Annotated in this window: 26 protein-coding genes and 1 riboswitch; of the genes, 11 read left to right on the forward strand and 15 right to left on the reverse strand. The window is 65.8% G+C overall.

Features of this window, described 5'->3' with window-relative positions; translation table 11 throughout:
• Positions 1 to 20: 20 nt before the first annotated feature.
• The 3 genes from Q0330_RS05680 (at position 21) to typA (ending at position 4,342) form a co-directional block, all read left to right on the forward strand.
• Positions 21 to 1,346, forward strand: coding sequence for an aspartate aminotransferase family protein (locus Q0330_RS05680; protein ID WP_299475745.1), 1,326 nt, complete (start codon positions 21 to 23; stop codon positions 1,344 to 1,346).
• Positions 1,347 to 1,610: 264 nt separating this feature from the next.
• A complete protein-coding gene (locus Q0330_RS05685) occupies positions 1,611 to 2,234 on the forward strand; it encodes a YitT family protein (protein WP_299475748.1) in 624 nt (207 codons plus the stop codon).
• A 290-nt stretch (positions 2,235 to 2,524) separates the two neighbouring features.
• Positions 2,525 to 4,342, forward strand: coding sequence for a translational GTPase TypA (gene typA / locus Q0330_RS05690; protein WP_299475751.1), 1,818 nt, complete (start codon positions 2,525 to 2,527; stop codon positions 4,340 to 4,342).
• A 119-nt stretch (positions 4,343 to 4,461) separates the two neighbouring features.
• Here the strand turns inward: typA and Q0330_RS05695 are convergent, their stop codons facing one another.
• The 6 genes from Q0330_RS05695 to Q0330_RS05720 all read right to left on the reverse strand — a co-directional run bounded on the left by Q0330_RS05695 (position 4,462) and on the right by Q0330_RS05720 (position 10,664).
• Positions 4,462 to 4,788: a hypothetical protein gene (locus tag Q0330_RS05695; protein WP_299475754.1), complete on the reverse strand. Its 327-nt coding sequence runs from the start codon at positions 4,786 to 4,788 to the stop codon at positions 4,462 to 4,464.
• 137 nt (positions 4,789 to 4,925) lie between these two features.
• Positions 4,926 to 5,885: an alpha/beta fold hydrolase gene (locus Q0330_RS05700; RefSeq protein ID WP_299475757.1), complete on the reverse strand. Its 960-nt coding sequence runs from the start codon at positions 5,883 to 5,885 to the stop codon at positions 4,926 to 4,928.
• A 112-nt stretch (positions 5,886 to 5,997) separates the two neighbouring features.
• Positions 5,998 to 6,741 carry an alpha/beta hydrolase gene (locus Q0330_RS05705; protein WP_299475760.1) on the reverse strand — a complete coding sequence of 248 codons (744 nt, stop codon included), beginning with the start codon at positions 6,739 to 6,741 and terminating at the stop codon, positions 5,998 to 6,000.
• Positions 6,741 to 8,324: a peptidoglycan -binding protein gene (locus Q0330_RS05710; protein WP_299475763.1), complete on the reverse strand. Its 1,584-nt coding sequence runs from the start codon at positions 8,322 to 8,324 to the stop codon at positions 6,741 to 6,743. The genes Q0330_RS05705 and Q0330_RS05710 overlap by 1 nt, the downstream gene beginning before the upstream one ends.
• The gene (locus tag Q0330_RS05715) at positions 8,324 to 10,033 is read right to left on the reverse strand and encodes a hypothetical protein (protein WP_299475765.1); all 1,710 of its coding nucleotides are present in this window, start codon (positions 10,031 to 10,033) and stop codon (positions 8,324 to 8,326) included. Before Q0330_RS05715 ends, Q0330_RS05710 begins: the two co-directional genes overlap by 1 nt.
• Before the next feature lie 79 nt (positions 10,034 to 10,112).
• A complete protein-coding gene (locus Q0330_RS05720) occupies positions 10,113 to 10,664 on the reverse strand; it encodes a gamma-glutamylcyclotransferase (RefSeq protein WP_299475770.1) in 552 nt (183 codons plus the stop codon).
• Positions 10,665 to 10,727: 63 nt separating this feature from the next.
• Here Q0330_RS05720 and Q0330_RS05725 point away from each other — a divergent pair, with 63 nt between their 5' ends.
• The 3 genes from Q0330_RS05725 (at position 10,728) to Q0330_RS05735 (ending at position 13,453) form a co-directional block, all read left to right on the forward strand.
• Positions 10,728 to 11,783, forward strand: a complete 1,056-nt coding sequence (locus Q0330_RS05725) for a DUF2125 domain-containing protein (RefSeq protein ID WP_299475773.1) — start codon at positions 10,728 to 10,730, stop codon at positions 11,781 to 11,783.
• Between the two features lie 174 nt (positions 11,784 to 11,957).
• Positions 11,958 to 12,617 carry an alpha/beta fold hydrolase gene (locus Q0330_RS05730; RefSeq protein ID WP_299475776.1) on the forward strand — a complete coding sequence of 220 codons (660 nt, stop codon included), beginning with the start codon at positions 11,958 to 11,960 and terminating at the stop codon, positions 12,615 to 12,617.
• 236 nt (positions 12,618 to 12,853) lie between these two features.
• Complete coding sequence (locus tag Q0330_RS05735) at positions 12,854 to 13,453, forward strand: HNH endonuclease (protein ID WP_299475779.1); 600 nt, start codon at positions 12,854 to 12,856, stop codon at positions 13,451 to 13,453.
• 13 nt (positions 13,454 to 13,466) lie between these two features.
• Here the strand turns inward: Q0330_RS05735 and Q0330_RS05740 are convergent, their stop codons facing one another.
• On the reverse strand, positions 13,467 to 13,634 hold the full coding sequence (locus tag Q0330_RS05740; protein ID WP_299475782.1) for a hypothetical protein: 168 nt from the start codon (positions 13,632 to 13,634) through the stop codon (positions 13,467 to 13,469).
• Positions 13,635 to 13,745: 111 nt separating this feature from the next.
• Here Q0330_RS05740 and Q0330_RS05745 point away from each other — a divergent pair, with 111 nt between their 5' ends.
• Positions 13,746 to 14,825 carry a PA0069 family radical SAM protein gene (locus tag Q0330_RS05745; protein ID WP_299475785.1) on the forward strand — a complete coding sequence of 360 codons (1,080 nt, stop codon included), beginning with the start codon at positions 13,746 to 13,748 and terminating at the stop codon, positions 14,823 to 14,825.
• On the opposite strand, the gene Q0330_RS05750 is transcribed toward Q0330_RS05745, so the two are convergent.
• Positions 14,807 to 15,277: an Lrp/AsnC family transcriptional regulator gene (locus Q0330_RS05750; RefSeq protein ID WP_299475788.1), complete on the reverse strand. Its 471-nt coding sequence runs from the start codon at positions 15,275 to 15,277 to the stop codon at positions 14,807 to 14,809. The genes Q0330_RS05745 and Q0330_RS05750 overlap by 19 nt on opposite strands.
• The gene (locus tag Q0330_RS05755; protein ID WP_299475793.1) at positions 15,274 to 15,729 is read right to left on the reverse strand and encodes an Lrp/AsnC family transcriptional regulator; all 456 of its coding nucleotides are present in this window, start codon (positions 15,727 to 15,729) and stop codon (positions 15,274 to 15,276) included. The genes Q0330_RS05750 and Q0330_RS05755 overlap by 4 nt, the downstream gene beginning before the upstream one ends.
• A gap of 131 nt (positions 15,730 to 15,860) precedes the next feature.
• Between Q0330_RS05755 and ilvC the strand changes: the two genes are divergently transcribed.
• Positions 15,861 to 16,883, forward strand: a complete 1,023-nt coding sequence (gene ilvC, locus Q0330_RS05760) for a ketol-acid reductoisomerase (RefSeq protein ID WP_299475796.1) — start codon at positions 15,861 to 15,863, stop codon at positions 16,881 to 16,883.
• Positions 16,884 to 17,051: 168 nt separating this feature from the next.
• Entirely contained in the window at positions 17,052 to 17,612 is a 561-nt protein-coding gene (locus tag Q0330_RS05765; RefSeq protein ID WP_299475800.1) for a mechanosensitive ion channel domain-containing protein, read from the forward strand.
• 68 nt (positions 17,613 to 17,680) lie between these two features.
• On the opposite strand, the gene tenA is transcribed toward Q0330_RS05765, so the two are convergent.
• Genes tenA through thiM form a run of 4 tightly spaced genes read right to left on the reverse strand, consistent with a single transcriptional unit; the run spans position 17,681 to position 20,596 of the window.
• Positions 17,681 to 18,400, reverse strand: a complete 720-nt coding sequence (gene tenA, locus Q0330_RS05770; RefSeq protein WP_299475803.1) for a thiaminase II — start codon at positions 18,398 to 18,400, stop codon at positions 17,681 to 17,683.
• The gene (gene thiD / locus Q0330_RS05775; RefSeq protein ID WP_299475806.1) at positions 18,397 to 19,203 is read right to left on the reverse strand and encodes a bifunctional hydroxymethylpyrimidine kinase/phosphomethylpyrimidine kinase; all 807 of its coding nucleotides are present in this window, start codon (positions 19,201 to 19,203) and stop codon (positions 18,397 to 18,399) included. Before thiD ends, tenA begins: the two co-directional genes overlap by 4 nt.
• A complete protein-coding gene (gene thiE, locus Q0330_RS05780; protein ID WP_299475809.1) occupies positions 19,200 to 19,811 on the reverse strand; it encodes a thiamine phosphate synthase in 612 nt (203 codons plus the stop codon). The genes thiD and thiE overlap by 4 nt, the downstream gene beginning before the upstream one ends.
• Complete coding sequence (gene thiM / locus Q0330_RS05785; protein ID WP_299475812.1) at positions 19,808 to 20,596, reverse strand: hydroxyethylthiazole kinase; 789 nt, start codon at positions 20,594 to 20,596, stop codon at positions 19,808 to 19,810. The genes thiE and thiM overlap by 4 nt, the downstream gene beginning before the upstream one ends.
• A 67-nt stretch (positions 20,597 to 20,663) precedes the next feature.
• Positions 20,664 to 20,762: riboswitch (TPP riboswitch) on the reverse strand.
• Positions 20,763 to 20,903: 141 nt separating this feature from the next.
• On the opposite strand from thiM, the gene Q0330_RS05790 reads away from it, so the two are divergent.
• Both Q0330_RS05790 and Q0330_RS05795 read left to right on the forward strand, forming a co-directional pair.
• Positions 20,904 to 22,133: a hypothetical protein gene (locus Q0330_RS05790; protein WP_299475814.1), complete on the forward strand. Its 1,230-nt coding sequence runs from the start codon at positions 20,904 to 20,906 to the stop codon at positions 22,131 to 22,133.
• A 112-nt stretch (positions 22,134 to 22,245) separates the two neighbouring features.
• A complete protein-coding gene (locus Q0330_RS05795) occupies positions 22,246 to 23,124 on the forward strand; it encodes an NAD(P)-dependent oxidoreductase (protein ID WP_299475817.1) in 879 nt (292 codons plus the stop codon).
• On the opposite strand, the gene Q0330_RS05800 is transcribed toward Q0330_RS05795, so the two are convergent.
• Entirely contained in the window at positions 23,121 to 24,500 is a 1,380-nt protein-coding gene (locus Q0330_RS05800; RefSeq protein ID WP_299475820.1) for a phosphomannomutase, read from the reverse strand. The two genes, Q0330_RS05795 and Q0330_RS05800, sit on opposite strands and share 4 nt — an antisense overlap.
• Positions 24,497 to 25,948 carry a mannose-1-phosphate guanylyltransferase/mannose-6-phosphate isomerase gene (locus Q0330_RS05805; protein WP_299476085.1) on the reverse strand — a complete coding sequence of 484 codons (1,452 nt, stop codon included), beginning with the start codon at positions 25,946 to 25,948 and terminating at the stop codon, positions 24,497 to 24,499. Before Q0330_RS05805 ends, Q0330_RS05800 begins: the two co-directional genes overlap by 4 nt.
• Positions 25,949 to 26,005: the final 57 nt, after the last annotated feature.

The raw sequence follows: 26,005 nt of genomic DNA on the forward strand, positions 1-26,005 counted from the left end.
CCCAAGCAAGGATCTCTGCCATGGCCCTCGACCGCAAGCCCGCCCCGAACGACCTGTCCGCCTTCTGGATGCCCTTTACCGCGAACCGTCAGTTCAAGTCGAACCCGCGCATGTTCGTCGGCGCCAAGGACATGCATTACACCACCGCCGACGGGCGGCAGGTGCTGGACGGGACGGCGGGCCTGTGGTGCTGCAATGCCGGCCATTGCCGTCCGAAGATCAACGAGGCCATCGCCAGTCAGGCCGCGACGCTGGATTATGCGCCCGCCTTCCAGATGGGCCACCCCGCCGCGTTCGAGCTGGCCAACCGCCTGATCGACATCGCCCCCGAGAATATGGAGCATGTCTTCTTCACCAATTCCGGCTCTGAATCGGTCGACACCGCGCTGAAGATCGCGCTTGCCTATCATCGCGTCCGGGGCGAGGGCACCCGCACCCGCTTCATCGGCCGCGAGCGCGGTTATCACGGTGTGGGCTTCGGCGGCATCTCGGTCGGCGGCATCGTCAACAACCGCCGCTTCTTCGGCACCGCACTGGGCGGTGTCGATCACCTGCCGCATACGCATCTGCCGGAAAACGCCTTCTCGAAGGGCCTGCCCGAACATGGCGCAAATCTGGCCGACAGTCTGGAGGGGCTGGTGACCCTGCACGGGGCCGAAAACATCGCCGCCGTGATCGTAGAACCCATGGCCGGCTCGACCGGGGTGCTGATGCCGCCGAAGGGCTATCTGGAAAAGCTGCGCGCGATTACCGCGAAACACGGCATCCTGCTGATCTTCGACGAGGTGATCACCGGCTTCGGCCGCCTCGGCGCGCCCTTCGCCTCGCAATATTTCAACGTGCTGCCCGACATGATCACCTGCGCCAAGGGGTTGACCAACGGTGTCATCCCGATGGGCGGGGTGATGGTGACCGGCGCCATCCATGACGCCTTCATGAACGGCCCCGAACACGTGATCGAGCTTTTCCACGGCTATACCTATTCCGGCAACCCGGTCGCCTCGGCTGCGGGTCTGGCGACGCTGGACACCTATGCCGAGGAAGGTCTGTTCGAGCGCGCGGCGACGCTGGCGCCGAAATGGGAAGCGGCGCTGCATTCGCTGAAGGGCCTGCCGCATGTGACCGATATCCGCAATCTCGGCCTCGTCGGCGCGGTCGAGTTGGAGACCATCCCCGGCCAGCCCGGCAAGCGCGGCTTCGATGCCTTCCTGAAGGCCTATGATGCCGGCATCCTGATCCGCGTCACCGGCGACATCATCGCGCTGTCCCCGCCGCTGATCGTGTCGGACGCGCAGATCGACGAGCTGGTCGGCAAGCTGGCCGAGGTGCTGAAAGCGGTGGAATGAGGTTTCGCGTCCTCGCGGCGCTGCAGCGAGGCCATGCCGGTGACGATGGATGAACTGACCTTGCTTCTATCCTTGTTTCTGGTGGGCATGCCTGTCACCATCTTCCTCGCCCGGCTGATCTATCGCAAGCTGTGGCCGAACCTGTCCGCGATCTGACCCGGCTGCGACAAATCGGGCGCAACCCGCTTTTCGGGCCAGCGACGATTGCCTTCCTCGATCCGATCGGTAACAGACGATCAACCGATCCTGAACCGACCATGGCCCATGCCCGAAATCTCGCCCCCTCAACGCCCGCCCGAAACGAAACACAGCCCCCTCGACGACGCGCAGGGGCTGGCCTATGGCAGCTTCATGGCGGCGCTGTCGGTCGTGGTGCTGACCCATCTGGGCTTCGTCACCGGGCAGACGGCGGGGATCGCGCTGCTGATCTCCTATGCCAGCGGCTGGGATTGGGCCTGGGTCTTCTTCGTCGTGAACATTCCCTTCTACTGGGTCGGCTGGAAGCGCTTCGGGCCGGTCTTCGTGGCCAAAAGCCTGTTCGCGGTCACGCTGACCTCGGTCCTTGCCGCGATCCTGCCGCGCTATGTCAGCTTTGCCGAGTTGAACCCGATGCTGGGCGCGGTGATGATCGGGGCTTTCACCGGCTCCGGGCTGATCGCGCTGTTCCGGCACGGGGCGAGCCTCGGCGGGATCGGCATCGTCGGGCTTTATATCCAGGACGCAACGGGATTTCGCGCCGGCTGGGTGCAGCTGATCGTCGATGCGGCGATCTTCGCCATTGCGCTGTTCCTGCTGAACCCGGTGGCGGTCGGCTGGTCCTTCCTCGGCGCGCTCGTCGCCAACCTGACCATCGCCATCAACCACCGCCGGGACCGGTATATCGTTTGATCATCGCCGGAACCTGCCGGAAACTCAGGACGTTGGCCCCCGAATATCCCAGAAGGAGACCGCAATGAACAATATCATCTATATCGTCGGCCTTGTCGTCGTGGTGCTTTTCATCCTCTCGATGCTGGGCCTGCGCTGAACGCCCCGGCACCCCGATGACACGGCGCGGGCGGCATCCGTCCCGCGCCGTTTCCCGATCCGCCCCGGCGGCGGCTCGATGGACATTCCCGCTGGCGTTTCAGCCGGCCCTGCGTTAGGGGGGCGCAACTTTTCCTTACAGGCCGCGCCCCATGGATATCCGCAATATCGCCATTATCGCCCACGTCGACCACGGCAAGACGACGCTGGTCGACCAGCTTCTGAAGCAATCCGGTTCCTTCCGCGAGAACCAGTCCGTGGCCGAGCGCGCCATGGACAGCAACGATATCGAGCGCGAGCGCGGCATCACCATCCTCGCCAAGGCGACCTCGGTCGAGTGGAAGGGGACGCGGATCAATATCGTCGACACCCCCGGCCACGCCGATTTCGGCGGCGAGGTGGAGCGCATCCTCAGCATGGTCGATGGCGTCTGCCTGCTGGTCGATGCCGCCGAAGGCCCGATGCCGCAGACCAAGTTCGTGACCTCGAAGGCGCTGGCGCTCGGCCTGAAGCCCATCGTGGTGCTGAACAAGGTCGACAAGCCGGCGGCCGAACCCGAACATGCGCTGAACGAGGTGTTCGATCTGTTCGCAAACCTCGGTGCCAGCGACGAACAGCTTGATTTCCCGCATCTTTACGCCTCGGGTATCGGGGGCTGGGCGGTCGCCGATCTGGAGGACGAGCGCAAGGACATGTCCGCGCTTTTCGATCTGGTCCTGAAACATGTCGAGCCGCCGAAGCAGATCGCCCATACCGATGAACCCTTCCGGATGCTGGCCACCACGCTCGGCGCCGATCCGTTCCTGGGCCGGATCCTGACCGGGCGCGTCGAATCGGGCCGCGCCAAGGCCGGCGATACGGTCAAGGTGCTGAACCGCCAGAACGAGCGCGTCGAACAGTTCCGCATCTCGAAGGTGCTGGCCTTCCGCGGCCTGACCCAGCAGCCGATCGACGAGGCTGTCGCGGGCGATATCGTCAGCCTTGCCGGCCTGGCCAAGGGCACGGTTGCCGACACGATCTGCGCGCTTGACGTGGAAGCCGCGATCCCCGCCCAGCCCATCGACCCGCCGACGATCAGCGTGACCTTCGGCATCAACGATTCGCCCTTGGCCGGTCAGGACGGCAAGAAGGTCCAGTCCCGCGTCATCCGTGAACGCCTGATGAAGGAAGCCGAATCCAACGTCGCCATCAAGGTCGAGGACACGCCCGGCGGCGAGGCCTTCGTGGTTTCGGGTCGCGGCGAACTCCAGATGGGCGTGCTGATCGAGAACATGCGCCGCGAAGGGTTCGAGCTGTCGATCTCGCGCCCCCGCGTCATCTTCCGCGAGGAAGACGGCGTCCGCATGGAGCCGGTGGAAGAGGTCATCATCGATGTCGATGACGACTATACCGGCGCGGTGATCGAGAAGCTGACCGGCGACCGCAAGGGCGAGATGGTCGACATGCGCCCCGCCGGCCACGGCAAGACCCGCATCGTCGCCCATGTCCCCTCGCGCGGGCTGATCGGCTATCACGGCGAATTCATGACCGACACACGCGGCAATGGCGTGCTGAACCGGCTCTTCCATGGCTGGACCCCCTACAAGGGCGCCATCCAGGGCCGCCGTCAGGGCGTGCTGATCTCGATGGAGAACGGGGTCTCCGTCGCCTATGCGCTGTGGAACCTGGAAGAACGCGGCAAGCTCTTCATCGGCGCGCAGGAGCAGGTCTATACCGGCATGGTCATCGGCGAGCACTCGCGCGACAACGACCTTGAGGTGAACCCGCTCAAGGGCAAGAAACTGACCAACGTTCGCGCCTCCGGCACCGACGAGGCCGTGCGCCTGACGCCCCCGGTGCGGATGTCGCTGGAAGAGGCCATCGCCTATATCGACGACGACGAACTGGTCGAGGTCACGCCGAAGAACATCCGCCTGCGCAAACGCTATCTCGACCCGCATGAACGCAAGCGGGCCGCCCGCGCGGAATAATCACCGACCATGACGCCCGCCTCGCGCGGGCGTCGGACATATTGGGCTTTGCCAAGCGCCGAAGCCCCCCGCGCAGTGTCAGCCGGAATGGCGACTTTGTGCCCAGAGCTACCATGAGGTCAGTGATCCATCTGCGCGATGAAAGTAATCCAGTGTGCGCCGACGACCGACGGTGATTTGACCAGGACTTCCAACTCGCTTTCCGCATCTGTATTGACTTCGAAGTTTCGACCGACCTGTGCTGCAAGGTAAAACGTTTCCAAGAATATGCCGGGCCAATCATGAGCAGAGGCCTTTATGCTTCCAAAAACCCTAAAGAACTTCCCATCTCCTCGTGGCTGAAATCTTTCAGGCCGGAACGGAACTTCTTTTGCAACCCAAGTCGCAATCTTTCGAGCTTTTTCTGGCGCGCCAGTCTTAGCGAGAATTTGAACGGCAATATCCATCGTTCGCATCTTAGTTGGTCAAAGTGACTAAGCCAACGGCAGCTTCGTCCCACATTACTGCCATTTAATTAACTTACAGATATGAACGGAGGAAATTCCCGTAAACTCCCCGCGTGCACGCACCGCAGCGTTCTGCCCTACTCCCCGAAATTCTGCGTGATCCAACCGTTGATGCGCGTGGCCACCGGGGCGGTCTGGCCCGGCGACATGATATCGCCCGCGATCACATGGCCGGATGCGTCGTCGCCCGGTCCCGTCACCACCGGCAGCCTGGTCACCTGCCCGCCCCAGTTGGACAGCGCCTTCTGCATCGCCGCCGGATCGACCACCTGATCGGCATCCGACCACAGGACCAGCAGGGGTTGCTTCGCCTCGGCGTAATTGCTGCCCGCCGCCTCGGCCACGAGCGCCGCCATCGGCAGCGTCGCCACCATCGGATAGCAGACCGTCCAGAACTCCCGCTGGCGGTCACTCGCCGGATCGAAGCAGCGTTCGCGCCCGGCCAGCAGCGGCAGCCATTGCCGGGCCAGCGGCTGGCGCAGCAGGAAGGAGCCGCGCGCCTGCAGCCCGAAATTCGGCGAGACCAGCACCACCCCGTCGATCTGCGGCCCCAGCACCGGATCGCGCGCCGCAAGCGCGGCCAGCGTGCCCCCGGTCGAGGTGCCGATCAGCACCACCTTCTCGCCGATCCGATGGCCGATGGCGATGGCCTCGGCCAGATCGCGGGCCCAGTCCGAGACCCGCGCCTGCCCAAGCGAGGCGCCGTCCATGCCGTGCCCGCTCAGCCGCGCGAAATAAAGATTGGCCCCGCGCCAGGCGGCGATCAGGTCGGGGACCGGGCGGATTTCCTGCGAGGTGGCGGAAAAGCCGTGGATATAGACCAGGGCCACCGGGGTCTTTGTCGCCGGACGCCCGGCCCAGACGATCCGGCGCGAGACCTCGGGGCGGACGCCGCTTTCCTGCTGGTAAAGCCAGGCGTCGAGGTCTTCCGGCAGTTCGGCGACCTGCGGCGGGTCGAAGCGGCCCGGTTCGCGCGGACCGATCAGCCAGAGAAGCAGCACAAGACCGAGAACCCCGGCCAGAACAAACATCGACATACGCAGCACCGGACGTGATTTCTGGGGCGCCACCTTGGCAGGCGCCGGCTTCGGGCGCTTCTGCCCCTTCTTCGGCTGGCCCGCCGGGGCACGGGCGCGCGATTGCCTGGGCTTAGCCACGCAGCAATTCGGCCGCAGCCGCCCCAATCAGCGCCAGGCATTCGGGGGTCGAGAAGCGGTGATCGGCACCCTTGACCAGCATCAGCCGCATATCCGGGCTGTCGGCGTGGTCGAGCAAACGCAGCGCCCAATCGACCGGCACCTCGGCATCGGCGGTGCCCTGAAACAGCCGGACTGGAAACGGCAGCGCCAGCGGGGTTTCGAGCACCAGATGGCTCAGCCCGTCCTCGATCAGCCGGTGGGTGATCACATAGGGCTGGTCGTCGTAATCCGAGGGCAGTTCGATCCGGCCCTTCTCCATCACCTCGGCGCGCATGGCCGCGTCGAACCCCGCCCAGAAGCCGTTCTTGGTGAAATCCGGCGCGGCGGCGATGCCGATCAGCCCGGCCACCCGTTCGGGCATGGCGCGCGCCACCAGAAGCGAGATCCAGCCGCCCATGGAGGAGCCGATCAGCACCTGCGGACCGGTCGTCAGCACCGAGATCGCGGCCATGGCATCGGCGGCCCAATCGCCTATGCAGCCGTCCTCGAAGGCGCCATCCGATTCGCCATGGCCGGAATAGTCGAAGCGCAGGAAGGCGCGATCGTTCCGCGCCGCCCAATCGGCCAGGTATTCGGCCTTGGAGCCGCGCATATCCGACTTGAACCCGCCCAGAAACACCACGCCCGGCCCCTGCCCGGACTGGCTTTCGTAAGCGATGCGCCGGCCCTGCGGCGTCTCCAGATAGTCGGTCATCAGCGTTCCGTCAGTTTCAGCTCGATCCGGCGATTGCGCGCGCGGTTCTCGTCCGAGTCCTCTGGCGCCACGGGCCTTGTATCGGCGAATCCCGTGGGCGCCAGCCGGTCGGCCGGGAAGCCCAGATCGTCCACCATATAGCGCACCACCGCAAGGGCACGCGCCTGGCTGAGTTCCCAGTTGTCGCGATAACGCCCCTGCCCGGAAAGCGGCGTGGAATCGGTATGGCCATCGACGCGGATCACCCAGTCGATTTCCGGCGGGATGGTGGTGGCAATCTCCTGCAGCATGGCGGTCACGCGGGCAATGCTGGCCTGCCCGGCCTCGGACAGCGTCGCCTCGCCCTGACCGAACAGCACTTCCGACTGGAAGACGAAGCGGTCGCCGACCACCTGCACCCCCTCGCGGCCCTGCAGGATCTGGTTCAGCCGTCCGAAGAATTCCGAGCGGTAGCGGGCCAGATCGGCGGCCTCGGCTTCCAGCCGCTGACGCTCGGCCTCCTCTAAGGCCAGACGCTGCGCCTGTTCCTGCGAGGCCTGCAGAAGGGCGGCGTTCAGCTGCGCGCCGAGTTCTTCCAGCCGCAATTCGGCATCAGCACCGTCGGCGCGGCTGATGTTCAGCGCCTGCTGGATGCTGCCGAGTTGCGCGTTCAGTTCCGCCACCTGTTCGTTCAGCAGGGCGACGCGGCGCTGCGCCTCGGTCGAGGCCTGTTCCTGCCCGGCCAGTTGTTGCTGTGCCTGTGCCAGCAGCGCCGCCTGACGCTCGGCCTCGCTGGCATTGCCCTGCGCCGCCGCATCCAATTGCGCGCGCGCGGCATTGGCGGCGGCGAGAAGCGTCAGCGTATCCTCGGCCTCCTTGCGGCTTTCCTCCAGCGAGAGCGTCATGGCGGTCAGTTCGGCCTCAGACGCGCGCAGCTTGTCGCGGAGCGCCTGGGCGGCGGCGGCATCGGCCAGACGCACCTCCTCGGCCGCATCCAGCGCGGCACCCGCTTCGGCGTTCTTTGCCTGGAGGTCGCGGGTCAGGGCCTCAAGCGCCTCGCGCCGGGCGGCGGCAAGGCGGGCTTCCTCGGCCCTGGCGTCGATCTCGGTCCGCGCCGAAGCCAGCGCCTGTTCGGCCCGGTCGAGTGAGCCGCGCGTGGTGGCCAGCGTCTCCTCGCTCAGCGCCAGTTCCTGTTCCCGCGCGGACAGGCTTTGTTGCGCGGATTCCAGCGCCTGGGTGCTGCGCGTCAGTTCCGCTTGCGTTGCGGCGGCGCGCCGGGCCTCGGCCTCGCGGGCGGCGATCAGGCGCGAAATACGGGTTTCGAAATCATCGATCCGGGTCTCGGCATCGGCCAGACCGGCCTGCGCCGCGGCGCGCTCGTCCTGGGTGATCGACAGCGTGCTGGTCAGCCCGGCCACCTGTTCGCCCAACTGGTCAAGCTGGCTTTCCTGACGATCCACGGTGTCGCGCAGCACCGACTGGACGACCATGAAGATGGTGATGACGAACATCAGCACCATCAGCAGCGCCGTCATGGCATCGACGAAGCCGGGCCAGATCGTGGCCGAGAAGCGATTGCCGCCCCTGCCCCGCGACAGTGCCATCACGGCCCCCCAAGGGCGCGCAGCGCAGCCGTCAGTTCCACGATCTCGTGGCGCAATTCCTCGGTCGAAAGATGCCGCGAAGCGGTTTCCCGGACCAGCTTGCCCATGGCATCGTCGATGGAGCGCAGATGCACCCGCGCCTCGTCATCGGTGCCGTGATCGGGTTCGCGCATCTCGGCAAGGCTGGCCAGCCGTTCCTGCATGTCTGCCAGCCGCGCCATGACGCGGGTGTTTTCCGCCGCCTCGGCCGGGCGCTGTTCGCCGGCGCGGATCAGCCGTTCCTGACCTTCCGCCAGACGGTGCAGCGCATCGGTGACACCGGCCATATCGGGACGCCCGGCCTCGGCCAGACGGTCCTGGCCCTCGGCCAGACGGCCAAGCGCGGGGGCGATGCCGGTCAGGTCGGGCCGGCCGATCTCGGCCAGGCGCTCCTGCCCCTCGGCCAGGCGCCGCAGCGCCTCGGCCAAGGCACCCTGATCCGGCCCCCCGGATTCGGCGGCGCGGATCAGGCGTTCCTGCCCCTCGTTCATCTGCGCCATGGCCCGCGCCATCTCGCCCAGATTCGAGACATTCGCCTCGGAATCGTCCAGCATGAACTGGCCCAGCCGTTCGACATTGCGCGCCATCAGCAGCACGCGCTCATCGGCCTCGATCGCCTCCTGCTCGCGGATCTCGTCACGTTCGGCATAGAAGGCCTGCAGATCGCCCATCTGCGCGGCGATCTGGTCCAGAAAGCCCAGAATGCTGGCCTGATCCAGCTTCTCGCCATCGTCGCCGGCAATGCCCAGCCGGGTAAAGCCGGACAGCCATTCCTCAAGCTCGCGATAGAAGCGGTTCTGGCCATGGGTGGCGAAAAGTTCCAGCAGGCCCACGACAAGCGATCCGGCAAGGCCCAGAAGCGAGGACGAGAACGCCACCGCCATGCCGCCAAGCTGCGCTTCCAGCCCGGTCATCAGCTTCTCGAAGACCTGCAGGCCGGTCTCGCCCTCCTGCGGGGCAAGGGCGCGGATGGTGTCGACCACCGCCGGCACGGTCGTGGCCAGACCATAGAAGGTACCCAGAAGGCCAAGGAAGATCAGCAGGTTGGAGAGGTATCTTGTGATGTCCCGCGCCTCGTCGATCCGCGTCGCCACCGATTCGAGGATCGAGCGCGCCGAACCGGTCGAGATCACGCCACCGACCGGGCCACGCGCGCCCAGAAGTGCCGCCAGGGGCGCCAGCAGGCGCGGCGCGCGATCCTCGCCATCGCCCATGGCAGCAACGCCGCGTTCCGAGGCATTGCGGCGGCGTTCGGCGAAACGCTCGATCCAGCTGACCGACTGGATCAGTTGCGCCACCTGCCAGAAACAGGCCAGCACGCCGATCACGAAAACCGTCAGGATCAACCCGTTCAGCCAGGGATTGGCGGCAAAGATCGGCAGGATGCGGCCATAGGCGAACCAGCCGCCGAAGCCGACCAGAACCGAGACCACCAGCATCAGCACGACCTGCCGGATCGGCTGGCTGAAATGCGGCTGCGCCATGCGCCGTTCCTGCGCGCGCCGCGCGGTCAGCCGCCGGGTCGAGCGCGGTGCCGGATCGGTGACGCTGCGCCCGCCGGTCGGCGTCTCGGGCGTGGGCTGCTCTGCACCGGGATTCTCGGACGCCGCAGCCCGGCCAATCGGATCTTCGGCGGCGGGCTTGCCTTCGGGCGGCGTCTCGGGGCTCATCTTGCGTCTCCGGGCGGGGGCGGCATTCGGGGTGGAGTTTAGCAGCCCCGCAGGTTCTGCCAAGCGTTCATTCGGTATTTCAACCGCATAGGCGCCTGACCTGCGCGGCAAGCGCCTCCATATCCGGGTCGGTCAGGCCAAGCTCGGCCAGATGCGAAGCGGTGTTGTACAGATAATCGCGATTCGGCCCGCGCCCGCCTTCCGCCCCGGCGATGATCCGCGCCTGTTCATCGGCGCAAAGCCCGCCCGCATATTGCCAGTGATCGCGGCGCATGACGTAGGTGATGGCATTGACCTCGCGCCCGTCGTCGAGAAGCAGCGGCAGCACCTCCTCGCGGTAGGCATCGGTCAGCAATTCGCGGGCACGGACCTCGGCGATGACCTGCGGCCAATCGTCATCCCTGACCCGCATGGCCACGCCCTTGCAACTGGCCCCCTCGGTCGCGTCCAGTCCCAGCACCAGACCGGGGCTGTCGATGGTGCCGCGATACTCGATCGAGCGCAGGCAAAAGCTGCGGTGAAACCCTTCCACGGTGGCCACGATACGCTCTGCCACCTCGAAACCCGGGTCCCACATCAACGACCCGTAAGCAAATAACCAGTTCTGATCGCGCATCCCTGCCTCTTTCATTATGTGCCATTCTAGGCTTAGATGCGGCCGGTTCAAGCAACCGTCGGGAGAATGGGGTCCGCCATGAAGAAACTGCTGATTGGATTGGCAATTCTGGCACTTCTGCTGGTCGGTGCCTGGTATGGCGCCGAAACCTGGCTGAGCCGCTTCGTGACCCGGACGCTGGCCGATCAGCCCGGGATCGCGGCCGAGATCGCACCCCTGCGCCAACCGGGCCGGCTGGGGCTGCACATGCAGGGGATCGAGCTTGCGGACAGCAGCGCGGGCGGGCTGAATGCCGACAGTCTGGATGCCTATATCCGGCTGCTCAGCCCGACGACGCTGAATGTCGATCTGCCCCGGACCGCCACGCTGAACCCGGCCCAGGGCGCCGCGACGCTGGTGCAACTGCAGGACGGTCAGGCCGAGGTGACGCTGTCGCCGACCCGAGAGCTGGCCATCAGCCATGTCAGGCTGACCGGGCGCGACCTGATGCTGAACGAGGCCGCCGCCTTCGATCAGCTCGATGTGGCGGCAAACCTGACCCATATGGGCGGGGCCGCGCCCACAGGTTCGGCGGCGGCCTATCGTCTGGACCTCGCCGGTGCCGGGCTGGCCTTCGGCGCCCTGCCCGAGCGGCTCGATATCGGCGGTGCGGTGCAGGTCTGGCTGGACGGGATCCCCGATCTTCCGGTGATGCAGGGCACGACCCCGCCGCCGCAGCCGACCGGTTTCCAGACCCAGAACGTCACCTTCACGCTTGGCCCGATCAGCGCCCGGCTGGCCGGCCGGATCGAGGCCGATGCCGATGGCCTCGCCAGCGGTCAGGCCGCGATCTATACGGCCTCGGCCCCCGATCTGGTCGAGGCGGCAGTAACGGCGGGCCTGATGCCGCCGAAAATCGGCGAGGCCGTGCAGGCAGTCCTGATCCGACTGGCCGGCGAGCCTCCCGAAGCTGCGGAAGCGACTGAGCCAATGGATGCCGTCGAGGCCGCAGACGAACAGGCGCTGGCCGAAGAGGTCGTGACCCTGCCCCCCGCCGGCCCCGGCGAATTGCGCCTGCCGCTTTTCTTCGGCAATGGGATTGTCCGGCTGGGCCCGGTGCCGCTTGGCCCGGCACCGCGCATCTCGGGTTTTTGACACATCCACTGTGACCCTGGTTTTCTAACCAATCGCCACGCGCCTCGGGGGTCATCACAACCTATCCAAAGGCTTGACGACAATTCACCTTTCATGTCTGCGCCTGTCGCGGTTGCGGCGCGTTGTCACGGCGCGTAACAATCGCCCGAAATCTGCCCAAGAAGGAGGCCGAGCATGGCCCGCGCTCTCAAATCCCAACGCAAAGGCCCGCAACAGGCCCGCCGCGCCGTCGTCTTCCTGCATGGCTATGGTGCCGATGGGGCCGACCTTCTCGGCCTGGCCGATGTGCTGGCCCCGCACCTGCCCGATACCGCCTTCTACGCCTCCGACGCACCCGAACGCTGCGCGAACAACCCCTATGGCTATCAGTGGTTTCCGATCCCGTGGCTGGACGGCTCGACCGAGGAACAGGCCCGCGCCTCGATGGCGCTGTCGATCGAGGATATCAACGCCTTCCTCGACAAGGTGCTGGCGGATGAGGGGCTGACGCCCGAACATCTGGCCGTGGTGGGCTTCTCTCAGGGCACGATGATGGCGCTGCATGTGCTGCCCCGCCGCGAACGGGCCGTGGCCTGTATCGTCGGATTCTCGGGGCGGTTGCTGGAACCGGAACTGCTTGAAACGGAAGCGAAGACCAGACCGCCGGTCCTGCTTCTTCATGGCGATCAGGACCCGATGGTCCCCTTCGCCGATCTGGGCGCCGCAGCCGACGCACTGGCGAAGGCCGGGTTCGAGACCTATACGCATGTCATGAAGGGCACCGGTCATGGCATCTCGCCAGATGGGCTTGGCGCGGCCCTGCAATTCCTGACCCAGCACCTGAAGGGCCAATAGCCCCGCCGCAGGATACGTCGCCAAATGAGGCGACGGGGCCGCATGAAAACTCAAGCGATTGCGCGGGCTTGCAGCAACCTCGCCGGCAAGCCTTCGCATGGCTGTCCGACTGTCATCCGCTCGTCACGCTGCAGGGCTACAACCGGCCCATATTCTGGGGGTTGCCTGCCCTGACCCCCGAGATATAGTGAAGCCAAAGCGAACCGGTTCGAAGGGCCGGAAGGACGGGGTTGCGGATGCTCGACGACCACCACCACGCGGAATTCAGGACGCAGTTCGTGCGCGAACCGGCGGCGCTGAAACAGTTCCCGGCGCTCGTGCTGAACGCGGATTTCCGGCCACTCAGCTATTACCCGCTCTCGCTCTGGCCCTGGCAGGAGGCGATCAAGGCCGTCTTCCTCGACCGGGTCAGCATCATCGCCGAATATGACGAGGTGGTGCGCAGCCAGAGACAGGCTTTCCGCATCCCCTCGGTCGTGGTGCTGAAAGATTTCGTCAAACCTCAGAAGCGCGTGGCCTTCACGCGCTTCAATCTTTTTCTGCGGGACGCATTCGAGTGTCAGTATTGCGGATCGAAGGGCGATCTGACCTTCGATCATGTGGTTCCCCGGTCGCGCGGGGGAATAACCAGCTGGGAGAATGTCGTCGCGGCCTGCTCGCCCTGCAACCTGCGCAAGGCGAACCGTTCGCTTCGGCATTCCGGGCTGGTCCTGCAGCGCCCGGCGCGGCGCCCGACAGCCGAGGACATGCATGCCATGGGCCGGCGCTTTCCGCCGAACCATCTGCATGAGACCTGGATGGATTTCCTTTATTGGGATGCCGAGCTGGAAAGCTGAGCTTTCCCGGCCCTCAATGCTGCTGGTGATCGTTCCGGCTGAAGTGAACCACCGCCGCCGCGATCAGCGCCGCGAGAGCCAGCGCCACCAGCGGCACGCCATTGGCAATGCTGACCCAGAGCGTCGCGGCCGCCGCGAGAAACACGGCAATCATCAGCAGCAGGAAATGCGGCAATGGCATATCTGATCTCCCTTCCCGATCAATATGGGGGCGATGCCGGGGAATGGAAAGAGACTCGCGGCAGGCTTGGTAAATTCTGGACAATGTTCGCTTTATGTTCCAGACTTCATTATGCTTCCGCCGCGCGATCCCGACGAAATCCTGAAAGCCCGAGGCGCCGATACCCGCCCGGCGAATCGCTTTGACCGGCTGGCAAGCGAACGCGCGCATGACGGCTGGGACATCCCCGAGGAAGCCGCGCTTCTGCGGACCGAAGTGACGAACGAAACCCCGCGCAGCATCATCACCCGGAACCGCTCTCCGGATGTGCCCTTCGACCGCTCGATCAACCCCTATCGCGGCTGCGAACATGGCTGCATCTATTGCTTCGCCCGGCCCAGCCATGCCTATTGGGGGCTGTCGCCGGGGCTGGATTTCGAAACGAAGCTCACCGCCAAGCCAGAGGCCGCGCGGCTGCTGGCCGAAGAAATCGCAAAGCCTTCCTATCGCGTCGCCCCGATCGCCTTCGGCACCAATACCGATCCCTATCAACCGGTCGAATCGAAGCTGCGCATCATGCCCGGCCTGTGGCAGGTGCTGCTGGACTGGAACCACCCGGCCAGTCTGGTGACGCGCGGCCAGACCGTGCTGCGCGATCTGCCACTGCTGGCCGAGATGGCGGCGCGGCAACTGGTCCATGTCGGGGTCTCGATCACCACGCTGGATGCCGGCCTTGCCCGGGCGATGGAGCCGCGCGCCCCTGCCCCGGCGACCCGCCTGCGCATGATCCGTGACCTCGCCGATGCCGGGATTCAGGTCCGGGTCATGGTCGCCCCGGTGATCCCGGTCCTGACCGAACCCGAGATCGAGCGCATCCTGAGCGCCGCGCGCGAGGCCGGCGCCACCCATGCCAGCATGATCCCCTTGCGCCTGCCGCTGGAGGTCGCACCGCTGTTTCGCGACTGGCTGGCGCGACACCGCCCGGATGCCGCCACCCATGTCATGAACCGCGTCCGGGCCATGCGCGGCGGGCGCGACAACGACCCGCGCTTCGGTGCCCGGATGCGCGGCGAAGGGATCGAGGCCGAGCTGATGCTGAACCGCTTCCGGCTGGCGCTAAAACGCCTGAACTATGCCAGAACCATCCCGCCGCTCGATTGCACGCGCTTCGGCCCGCCGCCGCGTGCTGGCGATCAGCTGTCGCTGTTCTGACCGAGCGGGCCCGGGCGGCGTTCCTCGGAGAGCATCACGTTCGCCTCGACCTGGCCGAGGCCGGGCAGCGTCATGATCCGCCGCCGCAGGATGCGTTCGAAATCGGCGATGTCGCGGGCGACGATGCGCAGCCGGTAATCGAACTGGCCCAGAACGTGCTGAACCAGTTGCACCTCGGGGATGGCGGTCACGGCGCGCTCGAACTCCTCCAGGCTGGTGCGGCCCTTGGTGGCGAGGCGGATGCCCAGAAACACGGTGACCCCGAAGCCGAGGGCGGCATTGTCCAGCTCGACCCGGCTGCCGGCAAGAATGCCCTCCTCGTGCAAGCGCCGGATCCGCCGCCAGGTCGCGGGCTGGGTCATGTTCAGCGCCCGGCCCACTTCCGCCGCCCCCATGGTTGCGTCCCGCGACAGCAGCCGCAGGATCGCCAGATCGGTCGCGTCCGGGGTCACAGCGGCAACTCGGCTGTGTTCTTGATGGTCGAGACCAGCATCAGCGCATCGCTGGTTTCGACATTCGGCAGGGTCAGGATGCGGGTGCGATAGACCTCCTGCCAATGCGCCATGTCCCGGGCGATGACCGACAGGCGGAAATCGACGCTGCCCAGGAATGTCTGGATCTCGATCACCTCGGGCACCTCGCGCGCGGCGGCGGTGAATTCGTCGAAGGCGCGCGGGTTGGTCTTGTCGAGGGTGAAGCGCAGGCTGACCTCGACCTCATAGCCCAGCCTGCGCCAGTCGATCCGCGCCTGCTGGCCCCTGATGGTGCCGTCGCTGCGCATCTTTTCCAGCCGCCGCCAGAGCGTGGCCGAGGTGACGCCGGCGCGTTCCGCCAGCCCGGCGGCGGGCAGGTCGGGATCGGCCAGCATCTGGCGCAGGATGCGGCGGTCGGTGGCGTCAGGCATGATAGTTGCTCATATCCTGCCATATAGTGCATGATATTTTCACTTCCAATGCAATTTTCACGAAGAATGAACGGATCGGCGCGCAGGAATCATCTATCACCCTTGCCAGCATCAATGAAAGGACCGCTGACATGCGCGTTTACTACGACCGCGATTGCGACGTTAACCTGATCAAGGACAAGAAGATCGCCATTCTGGGCTATGGCAGCCAGGGCCATGCCCATGCGCTGAACCTGCGCGATTCCGGGGCCAAGAATGTCGCCGTGGCGCTGCGCGACGGCTCGCCCTCGAAAGCCAAGGCCGAAGCCGAGGGCCTGCAGGTCATGGGCATCGCCGAGGCCGCCAAATGGGCCGACCTGATCATGTTCACCATGCCCGACGAGCTGCAGGCCGACACCTACCGGAAATACGTCCATGACAACCTGCGTGAAGGTGCCGCCATCGCCTTTGCCCACGGGTTGAACGTGCATTTCGGCCTGATCGAGCCGAAGCCCGGCGTCGATGTCATCATGATGGCCCCGAAAGGCCCCGGCCACACCGTGCGCGGCGAATATGTCAAGGGCGGCGGCGTGCCCTGCCTGGTCGCGGTCCATCACGACGCCACCGGCAAGGCGATGGATCTGGGCCTCAGCTATTGCTCGGCCATCGGCGGCGGCCGTTCGGGCATCATCGAGACCAATTTCCGTCAGGAATGCGAAACCGACCTGTTCGGCGAGCAGGCCGTGCTGTGCGGCGGGCTGGTCGAACTGATCCGCATGGGTTTTGAGACCCTGGTCGAAGCCGGTTACGAGCCGGAAATGGCCTATTTCGAATGCCTCCACGAGGTGAAGCTGATCGTCGACCTGATCTATGAAGGCGGCATCGCCAACATGAACTACTCGATCTCGAACACCGCCGAATACGGCGAATACGTCTCCGGCCCGCGCATCCTGCCTTACGAGGAAACCAAGAAGCGCATGAAAGAGGTCCTGACCGACATCCAGAACGGCAAGTTCGTCCGCGACTTCATGCAGGAAAACGCTGTCGGCCAGCCCAGCTTCAAGGCCACCCGCCGCATCAACGACGAGCACCAGATCGAGCAGGTCGGCGCCAAGCTGCGCGAGATGATGCCCTGGATCTCCAAAGGCAAGATGGTGGACAAGGCGCGGAACTGATTTTCGCGACATGCCAAAACGAAAAAGGCCCGGAGGAAGCTCCGGGCCTTTGACGTCAGACGGTCTCGTTGGCCTTCTTTTCATCCGTTCCCTGCAAGACATCTCGTCAAGCAAGGCCGCAGCGGTTAGGAGGCCGCAACTTGGTGACGATAACAGCGAGGTGGCGTCATGCAGAATCTGAAACAGGCACTGTCCTTTCTGGATCCGAACACCTGGGCGGGTGCGCTTACCATAGCGGCGATTCTTGTCATCATCGGTCTGGCGATGACCTGGTTGGTGAAACGAGGTACGGTTGAAGTGCTGCGGCACGAGCACCAGTTGCAGATAGACGAGATTTCGCTGAATTTTCTTGGCCATCTGGTCAGCCTCGCCGTCTGGATGCTGATGGCCACGCTTTATGCCCATCTGATCCCGGCGCTCGACCGCCTGGCAAGTGCCATGCTTGCCGGGGTGGGTCTGGCCTCTGTGGTGATCGGTTTTGCCGCGCAGAAGACGCTGGGGAACCTGGTCGCCGGGATCAGCCTGGTGCTTTACCGACCGTTCAAGCAGGGGGACCGGCTTCAGATTGCGACGCCAACCGCGAGCTTCTGCGATACCGGCACCGTCGAAGCGATCTCTCTCGGTTATACCACCCTGCGCACCGATGACGGCAGGGCCATCGTCGTTGCCAATGGCACAATGGCAGATCAGACCATGATCAAGCTTACCCGGACAACGCAGGACAAGTGAGACGAGGCCCCCCGGGTCCTGTCGGTGCCCGGGGTCATGCCGCATGGATTTTCATTGCCGCAGATGCCTCACAACTCGGCGACGGAGCGGTGATAGGAGTGACCGTTCCGAGCCGCCTCCGCCACAGGCTTTGGCCAGTTGCGGCGGTGATAAGCGCTGTCCCAGAAATGCCATTCATGCCAGCAGCTACGCGCGAAGACCTTCTGCATCCGCGCCCGCGTCGCCGCATCTGCCGCCGCCGCCACCCGGTCGGTCAGCGCCAGCATCTTCGCCACGCCGGCGCTGAAGTCTTCGCCCGAATAGGTGGCGATCCATTCGGCGTAAGGGTTGCCCGGCGCGGCCATGGCGGCGATCTCGTGGCCGACATCGTGATAGATCCAGAAGCAGGGCAGAAGGGCGGCAAGCGCCTCGGGGAAGTCGCCAAGGGCGCAGGCGCGGATCAACGAGGCGATATAGTGATCGCAGGCCTGCGAGACGCCGGTGGCGCGGAACTGCGCCTCTGACACGCCGTAAAGCGCCATGTAATGCCCGTGCAGCAGGCGCTCGACCGCCGCCGCCGTGCCGGCGGAACCGGCCAGTTGCGCGATCGTGGCCGGATCGGGCGCCTTCGCCGCCGCCAGCGACAGCGCCCGGGCAAAGCCCTCCAGGTAATGCGCGTCCTGCACGATATAGCCGCGAAACACCTCGGCCGGCAGCGTGCCCTCGGCCAGTTCGCGGTTGAAGGGCATGTCGTGGATCTGGCGGCGCAAATCGGCCGTCTGCAGGGCGAGGTCCTGGGTGAAGCTCATGACGGGTCTCCGTGAAAAGCGTGGAAATGATGCACCGGGCCGTGGCCCCGCCCGACCGAAAGCCGGTCGGCGGCGGCAATCGCGGCGGTGATATAGGCCTTGGCATCTTCCGCCGCGCGCGGCAGCGGCAGGCCGCGCCCCAAGAGCGTGGCCAGCGTCGAGGACAGCGTGCAGCCGGTGCCATGGGTATTGGCGGTCTCGACCCGAGGCGCGCGCAGCCAAAGCTCCGCCTCGCCCGCGATCAGAAGGTCCGGACTGGTGGCGCCCGCCAGATGCCCGCCCTTCAGCATGACCGCCCCCGGCCCGAGCGACAGGATCGCCCGTGCCTGGCGCCGCATCTCGTCGCAATTGCCGGCCTCGGGCTGGCCCAGCAGGTCGGCGGCTTCGGGCAGGTTTGGCGTGACCAGAGTAACGCGGGGCAACAGCACCTCGCGCAGGGCCGCGACCGCCTCGGTCGCCAGCAGCCGGTCGCCGCCTTTTGCAACCATGACCGGATCGAGCACGATGGGACAATCCAGCCCCGCCAGCCCCTCGGCCACGCAGCGGACGATCCCGGCCGTGCCGAGCATCCCGATCTTGACCGCATGGATGGTAATGTCGTCGCGAATGGCGGCGATCTGATCGGCGATCATCGGCAGAGGGGCAAGATGAACGCTGCGGACACCTTGCGTATTCTGCGCGGTCAGCGCGGTGATCACGCTCATCGCGTAACCGCCATTGGCCGAAATCGCCTTGATATCGGCCTGAATGCCGGCCCCGCCCGAGCAGTCCGAGCCGGCGATGCTGAGGATATTCGGGATCATGCGCGCGCCCATTCCTGCGCCAGTGCCCGCGCCGCCGCCTGCATGTCCGGGGCCCGGGAAATGGCCGAGACCACGGCAACGCCCGCCGCGCCCGCCGCCTTCAGACCCGCCAGATCGCCCGGTCCGACCCCGCCGATGGCAAGGCAGGGCAGACGGGTGGCGCCGGCAATCGCGGCAAGCCCCGCCATGCCGATGGGCGGCGCGTGATCGGGTTTCGAGGCCGTCGCCCGGATCGGCCCGACGCCGAGGTAATCGACCCCCGCCGGAACGGCAGACAATTGCCCGGCATTCTCGACCGAGAGGCCGAGGATCATCTCGGGCCCGATCCGCTGCCGGATCGCGACCGGATCGCCGTCGCCCTGCCCGATATGCAGGCCCGCCGCACCGAGGGAGACCGCAACATCGACCCGGTCGTTGATGACCAGCCCCACGCCCTCGGCGGCCAGAAGGTCGATCAGCAGCAGGCCGAGCATCGCGAATTCGTCATCCGGCATGGTCTTGTGACGTAGTTGCACCCAACCCGCACCGCCCCGCGCGGCGGCAAGCGACTGCTCGACGATGCCATGCGGTGCCTGGGCATCGGTGATGAAGCAAAGCGGCGGGATCATGCCGGGGTGATCCTTGCGCCCCGGTCGAGTTCCTCGGGGGTCAGGCTGTAAAGCGCATCTATCAGCGCGACCTGGAACGAGGCCGGCCCGCTTGAATTGCGTCCCGCGATCTCGCCAGCCAGTCCGAAATAGCTTATCGTGGCAACCGTTGCCCCGAAGGCCGGCTGACTGGCAACGAAAGCGCCAACGAGTCCGGTCAATGAGCAACCGAGCGCGGTGATGCGCGGCATCATGTCATGCCCATTGGAAATGCGCACCGCGCGCGTGCCATCGGTCACGAAATCGACCGCCCCGGTCACCGCCACCACCATCCCGTGATTGAGCGCGAGCCGGCTGGCCGCAGCTTCGGCCGAGGCGACCTCATCGACGGAATCGGCGCCCTTGCCGGCCACCGCCCGCCCGGAGAGCGCCAGGATTTCAGACGCATTGCCGCGAACAACGCTCGGGCGCTGCGCCAGAAGCTGCGCGCCGATCTCGCGCCGGTAAGACGTGGCCCCGACCGCAACCGGGTCCAGCACCCAGGGCCGTCCGGCCGCACGCGCGGCAGCGGCGGTCTTCAGCATGGCGCGCGCCCAAGGTGCCGAAAAGGTGCCGATATTGATCGTCAGCGCCGAGGCAATGGCGGCGAATTCCGGCGCCTCCTCCTCGGCATGAACCATCGCCGGCGAGGCCCCTGCCGCCAGCATCACATTGGCCATCACGTTCATGGCGACGTAATTGGTCATGTTCTGCACCAGCGGTGCTGCGGCCCGCATCTGGGCCAGGTGCTGTCCGGGGTCGATCATCGGCATTCTCCTTTTGATTGCGGCGTACAGGAAAGGAGAACAGGGAAACGGCAAAGGCATTGCGCCACGACCGTTTCCTGCGCCTCCCTCCGCCGGCATTGTCCGGTTCAGGTTCAAAGGGTGCTTCTCAGCCCGGTTACAACCCCGAGCGCCCCCGTCGCGTCGGGGGCCTAGGTGACACGCCAAGGCTGAAAGGTCAACGCATTTGAACGGTTCCGTTCGGATCGCGGCGCTGTTTCTTGCTCTGCCAGACGCGACATGCGATCAATCCGGAATGCCACCCGGCCAAAGACAGCACCCCGGAACCGTGACCCCAGACGCAACCCCAAGTATTATCTTCGAGGACGATGCCATCCGCGTCATTTGGCAGCCCGGCCAGTCGGATCATCTGGTCGTTGCGTTCGGAAATCTGCAGATGCTGGCCGACGGCACCCGTTTCTTTGCCGACGCCCCGCTAAGGGCCCTCGGGGTAAGCGGCATCGGCATCATGGCCAAGACTGCGCATTGGTTTCCCGCAGCACCCCTGCGCGCTGCGCTGCCGGCCATGCGCGGCATTATCGCCAGCCACGACGCGGTCATTGCCTTTGGCAGCTCCATGGGCGGCTATGCGGCGCTGAAACATGCCCGTCTCCTTGGCGCGACCCATATCATCGCCTGCGAGCCGCAATGGTCCATCGATCCGTCCGAATGCGAGATCATGCCGGGCTGGAAAGCCTGGTTCCGCCCCGAAATGACCGGCATGGGCATCCGCGCGGAAGATGTCTGCGGCAAGGCCTTCATCCTGCACGACCCCTGGCAGCCGCGCGACCGCTGGCATGCCCGGCGGATCGCGGCAGTCCATGCCGATACGGCACTGATACCCATCTACGGGGCCGGTCATCATGCCACCAAGGTGGTGGCTGGAACTGCCAGCCTCGCCGGTCTCATTGACGCCTGCATGGCCGGGGATGCCACGCTGATGATGCGTCACTGTCGCCTTGTGGGCCGTCACAACCCGATCCGCCGGCGTGGCATCCTGCGCCGGGCGATCGCCAGGCATCCGGGCCTCGCCATTCCGCAGATCGAGCGGCTGGGACGGCGCGAGATCACTGCCTGTTTCCGGCCCTATCGGCACCTGCTGGCACAAGCGCCGCCCGGGGCAAGGCAAGTTCTGGCCTTTGGTCCGGCCCGTCGGGTTCTGGTCTATGATGCGACGCGCGACTGCATCGTCCACCGCAAACGCCCGCTCGGCATGGGCCAGATCGCGCTCTCGGCAGAGCGGCGCAACGGAAAGCTGCGTCTCTTCTGCGTCGCGGATGATGAGCGCCTGCCCATCCGGCTCGACCCGCGAGGCGAGCTGGTTCTGGGCGTCGAAGGTGGCCGGGCCTCCCGGTTTCTGATCGAAGGACCGCTCGACGCAAGGTTCTTTCTACGCGCGGGAGAGCGCTATCTGGGCGTAGACGAAACCGGTCGCGTGCGATTGCGAGACAAGCCGTCACGCATCGCGCCTTTCTCGTTTCTGCGCCTGTCACCAAAGGACGTGGTGCCGGACAACTGACGGCCGCGCCAAGGTTCAGTTCAACCCTCGGTTACATAAGTATAAGCTATTCAGTCTTGCCTTGAGGCAGGGTTTCGGGTCGATCTGTCATGGACTGAATGGAGGAAGCACCATGAGCGAAGCGATTTCCGGCATCGCCTTCATCGGTTTCGGTGAAGCGGCAGAGGCGATCAGCACCGGCTGGGGAAAGCCCATCGCGGCCAAGGCCAAGGGTTTCGACATCAAGCTTGAGACCCCCGAAGCCGCAGCCCTGCCCCGCGAACGCGCCGCCCGTGCCGGGGTGCCGCTTATGGACAACCGCGCCGCCACACTGGCCGATAGTCGCGCCGTTTTCTGCCTCGTCACCGCCGATCAGGCGGGCAATGCCGCCGAGCAATGCGCCGACTTGCTGCCCAAGGGCGCCTTCTGGTTTGACGGCAATTCCTGCTCGCCCGGTGCCAAGCGCCGCGCCGCCGCGCAGATCGAGGCTGTGGGCGGGCGTTACGTCGATGTGGCCATCATGGCCCCGGTCTATCCGAAAATGCACAAGGTGCCGCTGCTGATCGCCGGCCCCCATGCCGAGGCTGCGGCCCCATTTCTGGCGGCACTCGGCATGAATGCATCGGTGATGGGTGAGAATGTCGGCGACGCCTCATCCATCAAGATGCTGCGATCCGTCATGGTCAAGGGGATGGAGGCGCTGACCGCCGAATGCCTGCTGGCGGCGCGCCGCGCGGGGGTCGAGGACAAGGTGCTGGCCTCGCTCTCGGCCTCGAACCCGGAAATCGACTGGCCAAGGCAGGCGGCCTATAATCTCGAACGCATGATGGTCCATGGCCGCCGCCGCGCCGCCGAGATGCGCGAGGTCGCGGCGACGCTGGAGGAACTGGGCCTGCCGAACGGGTTGACCCGGGCGACAGTCGACTGGCAGCAGCGAATCGGCGATCTGAACCTCGATCCCGGGGCGGATGATTATCCGGGTCGTGCAGATGCGGTGCTGGGGAAGATCTAGATCGCCTCGCCCTCGTCGATCAGCGCCCGCAGCACCGCGACCTGACGATCCAGCAGCTTGCGGTCGCCGCGCGATTCGACATTCAACCGCAGAAGCGGCTCGGTATTCGAGACGCGCAGGTTGAAGCGCCAATCGCCCATGTCGAGCGACAGCCCGTCCATCTCGTCGCGGCCCCTGGCCTCGGGGGCGAAGGCGGCCTCGACCCGGGCGCGGGCGGCATCGGGGTCGATGACGACGAAATTGATCTCTCCCGAGGACGGGAAAGCCGCGCGGCGTTCGGCGACGAGCGCGGAAAGCGGCAGGTTCGAGCGGCCCATCAGTTCCGCCACCAGCAGCCAGGGGATCATGCCGCTGTCGCAATGGACGAAATCGCGGAAATAGTGATGCGCCGACATCTCGCCGCCATAGACCGCGCCATGTTCGCGCAGCGCCGCCTTCAGGAAGGCATGGCCGGTGCGCGACTGGATCGCGGTGCCGTCCGCCTGGGCGACGATATCCTGCGTGTTCCAGACCACGCGCGGGTCGTGGACGATCTTCGCGCCCGGTTCCCGCGCCAGAAAGGCCGAAGCCAGCAGGCCGACGATATATTCGCCGTCGATGAAGGCGCCGGTTTCGTCGAAGAAGAAGCAGCGGTCGAAATCGCCATCGAAGGCGATGCCCATATCGGCACCGGCATCGCGCACCGCATTGCCGGTCACCGGCTGGTTCTCGGGCAGAAGCGGGTTCGGAATGCCGTTCGGAAAGCTGCCATCGGGGGCGTGATGCAGGCGGATGAATTCCAGCGGCGCGCCGGCAGAGTCCAGCGCTGCGGCAAGCGCGTCGAAGGTCGGGCCGGCGGCACCATTGCCGCTGTTGACGACGATCTTCAGCGGTCGCAGCGCCGGGACATCGACGAATTCCATCAGCCGGGCGACATAGGCGGCGCGGGCCTGATCGGCCACATCGCGGCGCTGCCCCCCCGGCTTGCCGGGGCCGAAATCGCCGGCTTCTGCGGCCAGACGCACCGCCTCCAGCCCCGAGGCCGATCCCAAGGGGGCCGAGCCTTCGCGGACCATCTTCATGCCGTTGTAATCCATCGGATTATGCGAAGCCGTGACCTCGATCCCGCCATCGGCGCCGAAATGGGTCACGGCGAAATACATCTCCTCGGTGCCGGCAAGGCCGAGGTCCAGCACCTCGACCCCTTCGGCGATCAGCGCCTCGGCCACGGCATCGGCCAGGTCCTGCGAGGAGGCGCGGATATCGCGACCCAGCACGACGCGCCTGGCATCCAGCGCCGTGGCGAAGCCATGACCGATGCGCCGGGCGATCCCCGTATCCAGATCGACACCCAGCTTGCCGCGGATGTCATAGGCCTTGAAACAGGTCAGTGTCATCCCTTGGCCCCCTGCCCGCGCGCATAGATGTCCTCGTAGCGGACGATGTCGTCCTCGCCCAGATAGCTGCCGGTCTGGACCTCGATCAGCACCATGGGGAGCTTGCCGGGATTCTCCATCCGGTGCACGGCCCCGAGCGGGATATAGACCGACTGGTTCTCGGTCACCAACTGGGTCTTGTCGTCAATGGTGACCTTGGCCGTGCCCTCGACCACGATCCAGTGCTCGGCCCGGTGATGGTGGCTTTGCAGGCTGAGCGCGGCCCCGGGATTGACGACGATGCGCTTGACCTGAAAGCGGCCGCCCAGAACCAGCGTCTCATACCAGCCCCAGGGGCGATAATCGCGGGGCAGCATCTCGGCCTGCGGACGTTGGCGGGCTTTCAGCAGATCGACCGCTTTCTTCACATCCTGCGCGCGGTCCTTGGGGGCGACCAGCACCGCATCGGGCATGGCGATGGCCACGATATTGTCCAATCCGATACCGACCAGCACCTGCGCCTCGCTTTCGGCGCGCAGCAGCGTGTCATGGCAGTCGATCGCCTCGGCCGGGCCTGACAGCGCCACACCATCGCCATCCGGCCCCTGCTCGCGCCAGACCGCGTCCCAGCCGCCAAGATCGGACCAGCCGGCGGAAAACGGCACCACGGCCAGATTATCCGCCTTCTCCATCACCGCGTAATCGACGGAAATCGAGGGTGCTTTCGCGTAATCCGCCGGTGCCAGCCGCAGAAAGCCCAGATCCGCCGTTGCCGCATTCAGGGCCGCGCTGACCGGCTTCATCACCTCGGGCGCGTGGCGACGAAAGGCCTCGACCATATCGGCGGCGCGGGCGAGGAAAATGCCGGCATTCCACAGGAATTTCCCCGAGGCGAGCATCTTCGCCGCCGCCGCCGCATCCGGCTTCTCGACGAAGCGTTCCAGATCGACCGGGGTCTCCTGCGCATCCGGCATCGCCGCCAGTTCGAGATAGCCATATCCGGTCTCGGGCCGGTCGGGGGTGATGCCGAAGGTCAGGATCTTGCCCTGCGCCACCGCCGGCAGCCCGCGCGCAACGGCGGCGCGGAAGGCCGCGGCATCGGGAATGGCGTGATCCGAGGGCGCGATCAGCATCACTGCATCAGGATCGCGCGCCATCAGATAGAAGGCGGCGGTCAGCACGGCGGGGGCGGTATTGCGCGGCTCTGGCTCGATGATGACGGCGCCGGGGTCGATTCCGACGGCCTGCAACTGTTCGGTCACCACAAAGCGGAAATCCGCGCCGGTCACGACCACGGGCGGCTGGAAATCGCCATCGGCGAAGCGCAGGGCGGCCTTCTGGAACAGCGTTTCGGGCCCCATCAGCCGGGCGAATTGCTTGGGATGCGATTTGCGCGACAGCGGCCAGAGCCGGGTGCCAGAGCCGCCGCAGAGAATGACCGGATAGATCTGGCTTATATCGGCAGGCATCGTTTCCACGCTTCTTGTCCTGACCCGCAGAGGATGCCGGCCTTCGCGCAGAACCTA

Source organism: uncultured Paracoccus sp., assembly GCF_937873615.1.
Taxonomy (GTDB): domain Bacteria; phylum Pseudomonadota; class Alphaproteobacteria; order Rhodobacterales; family Rhodobacteraceae; genus Paracoccus.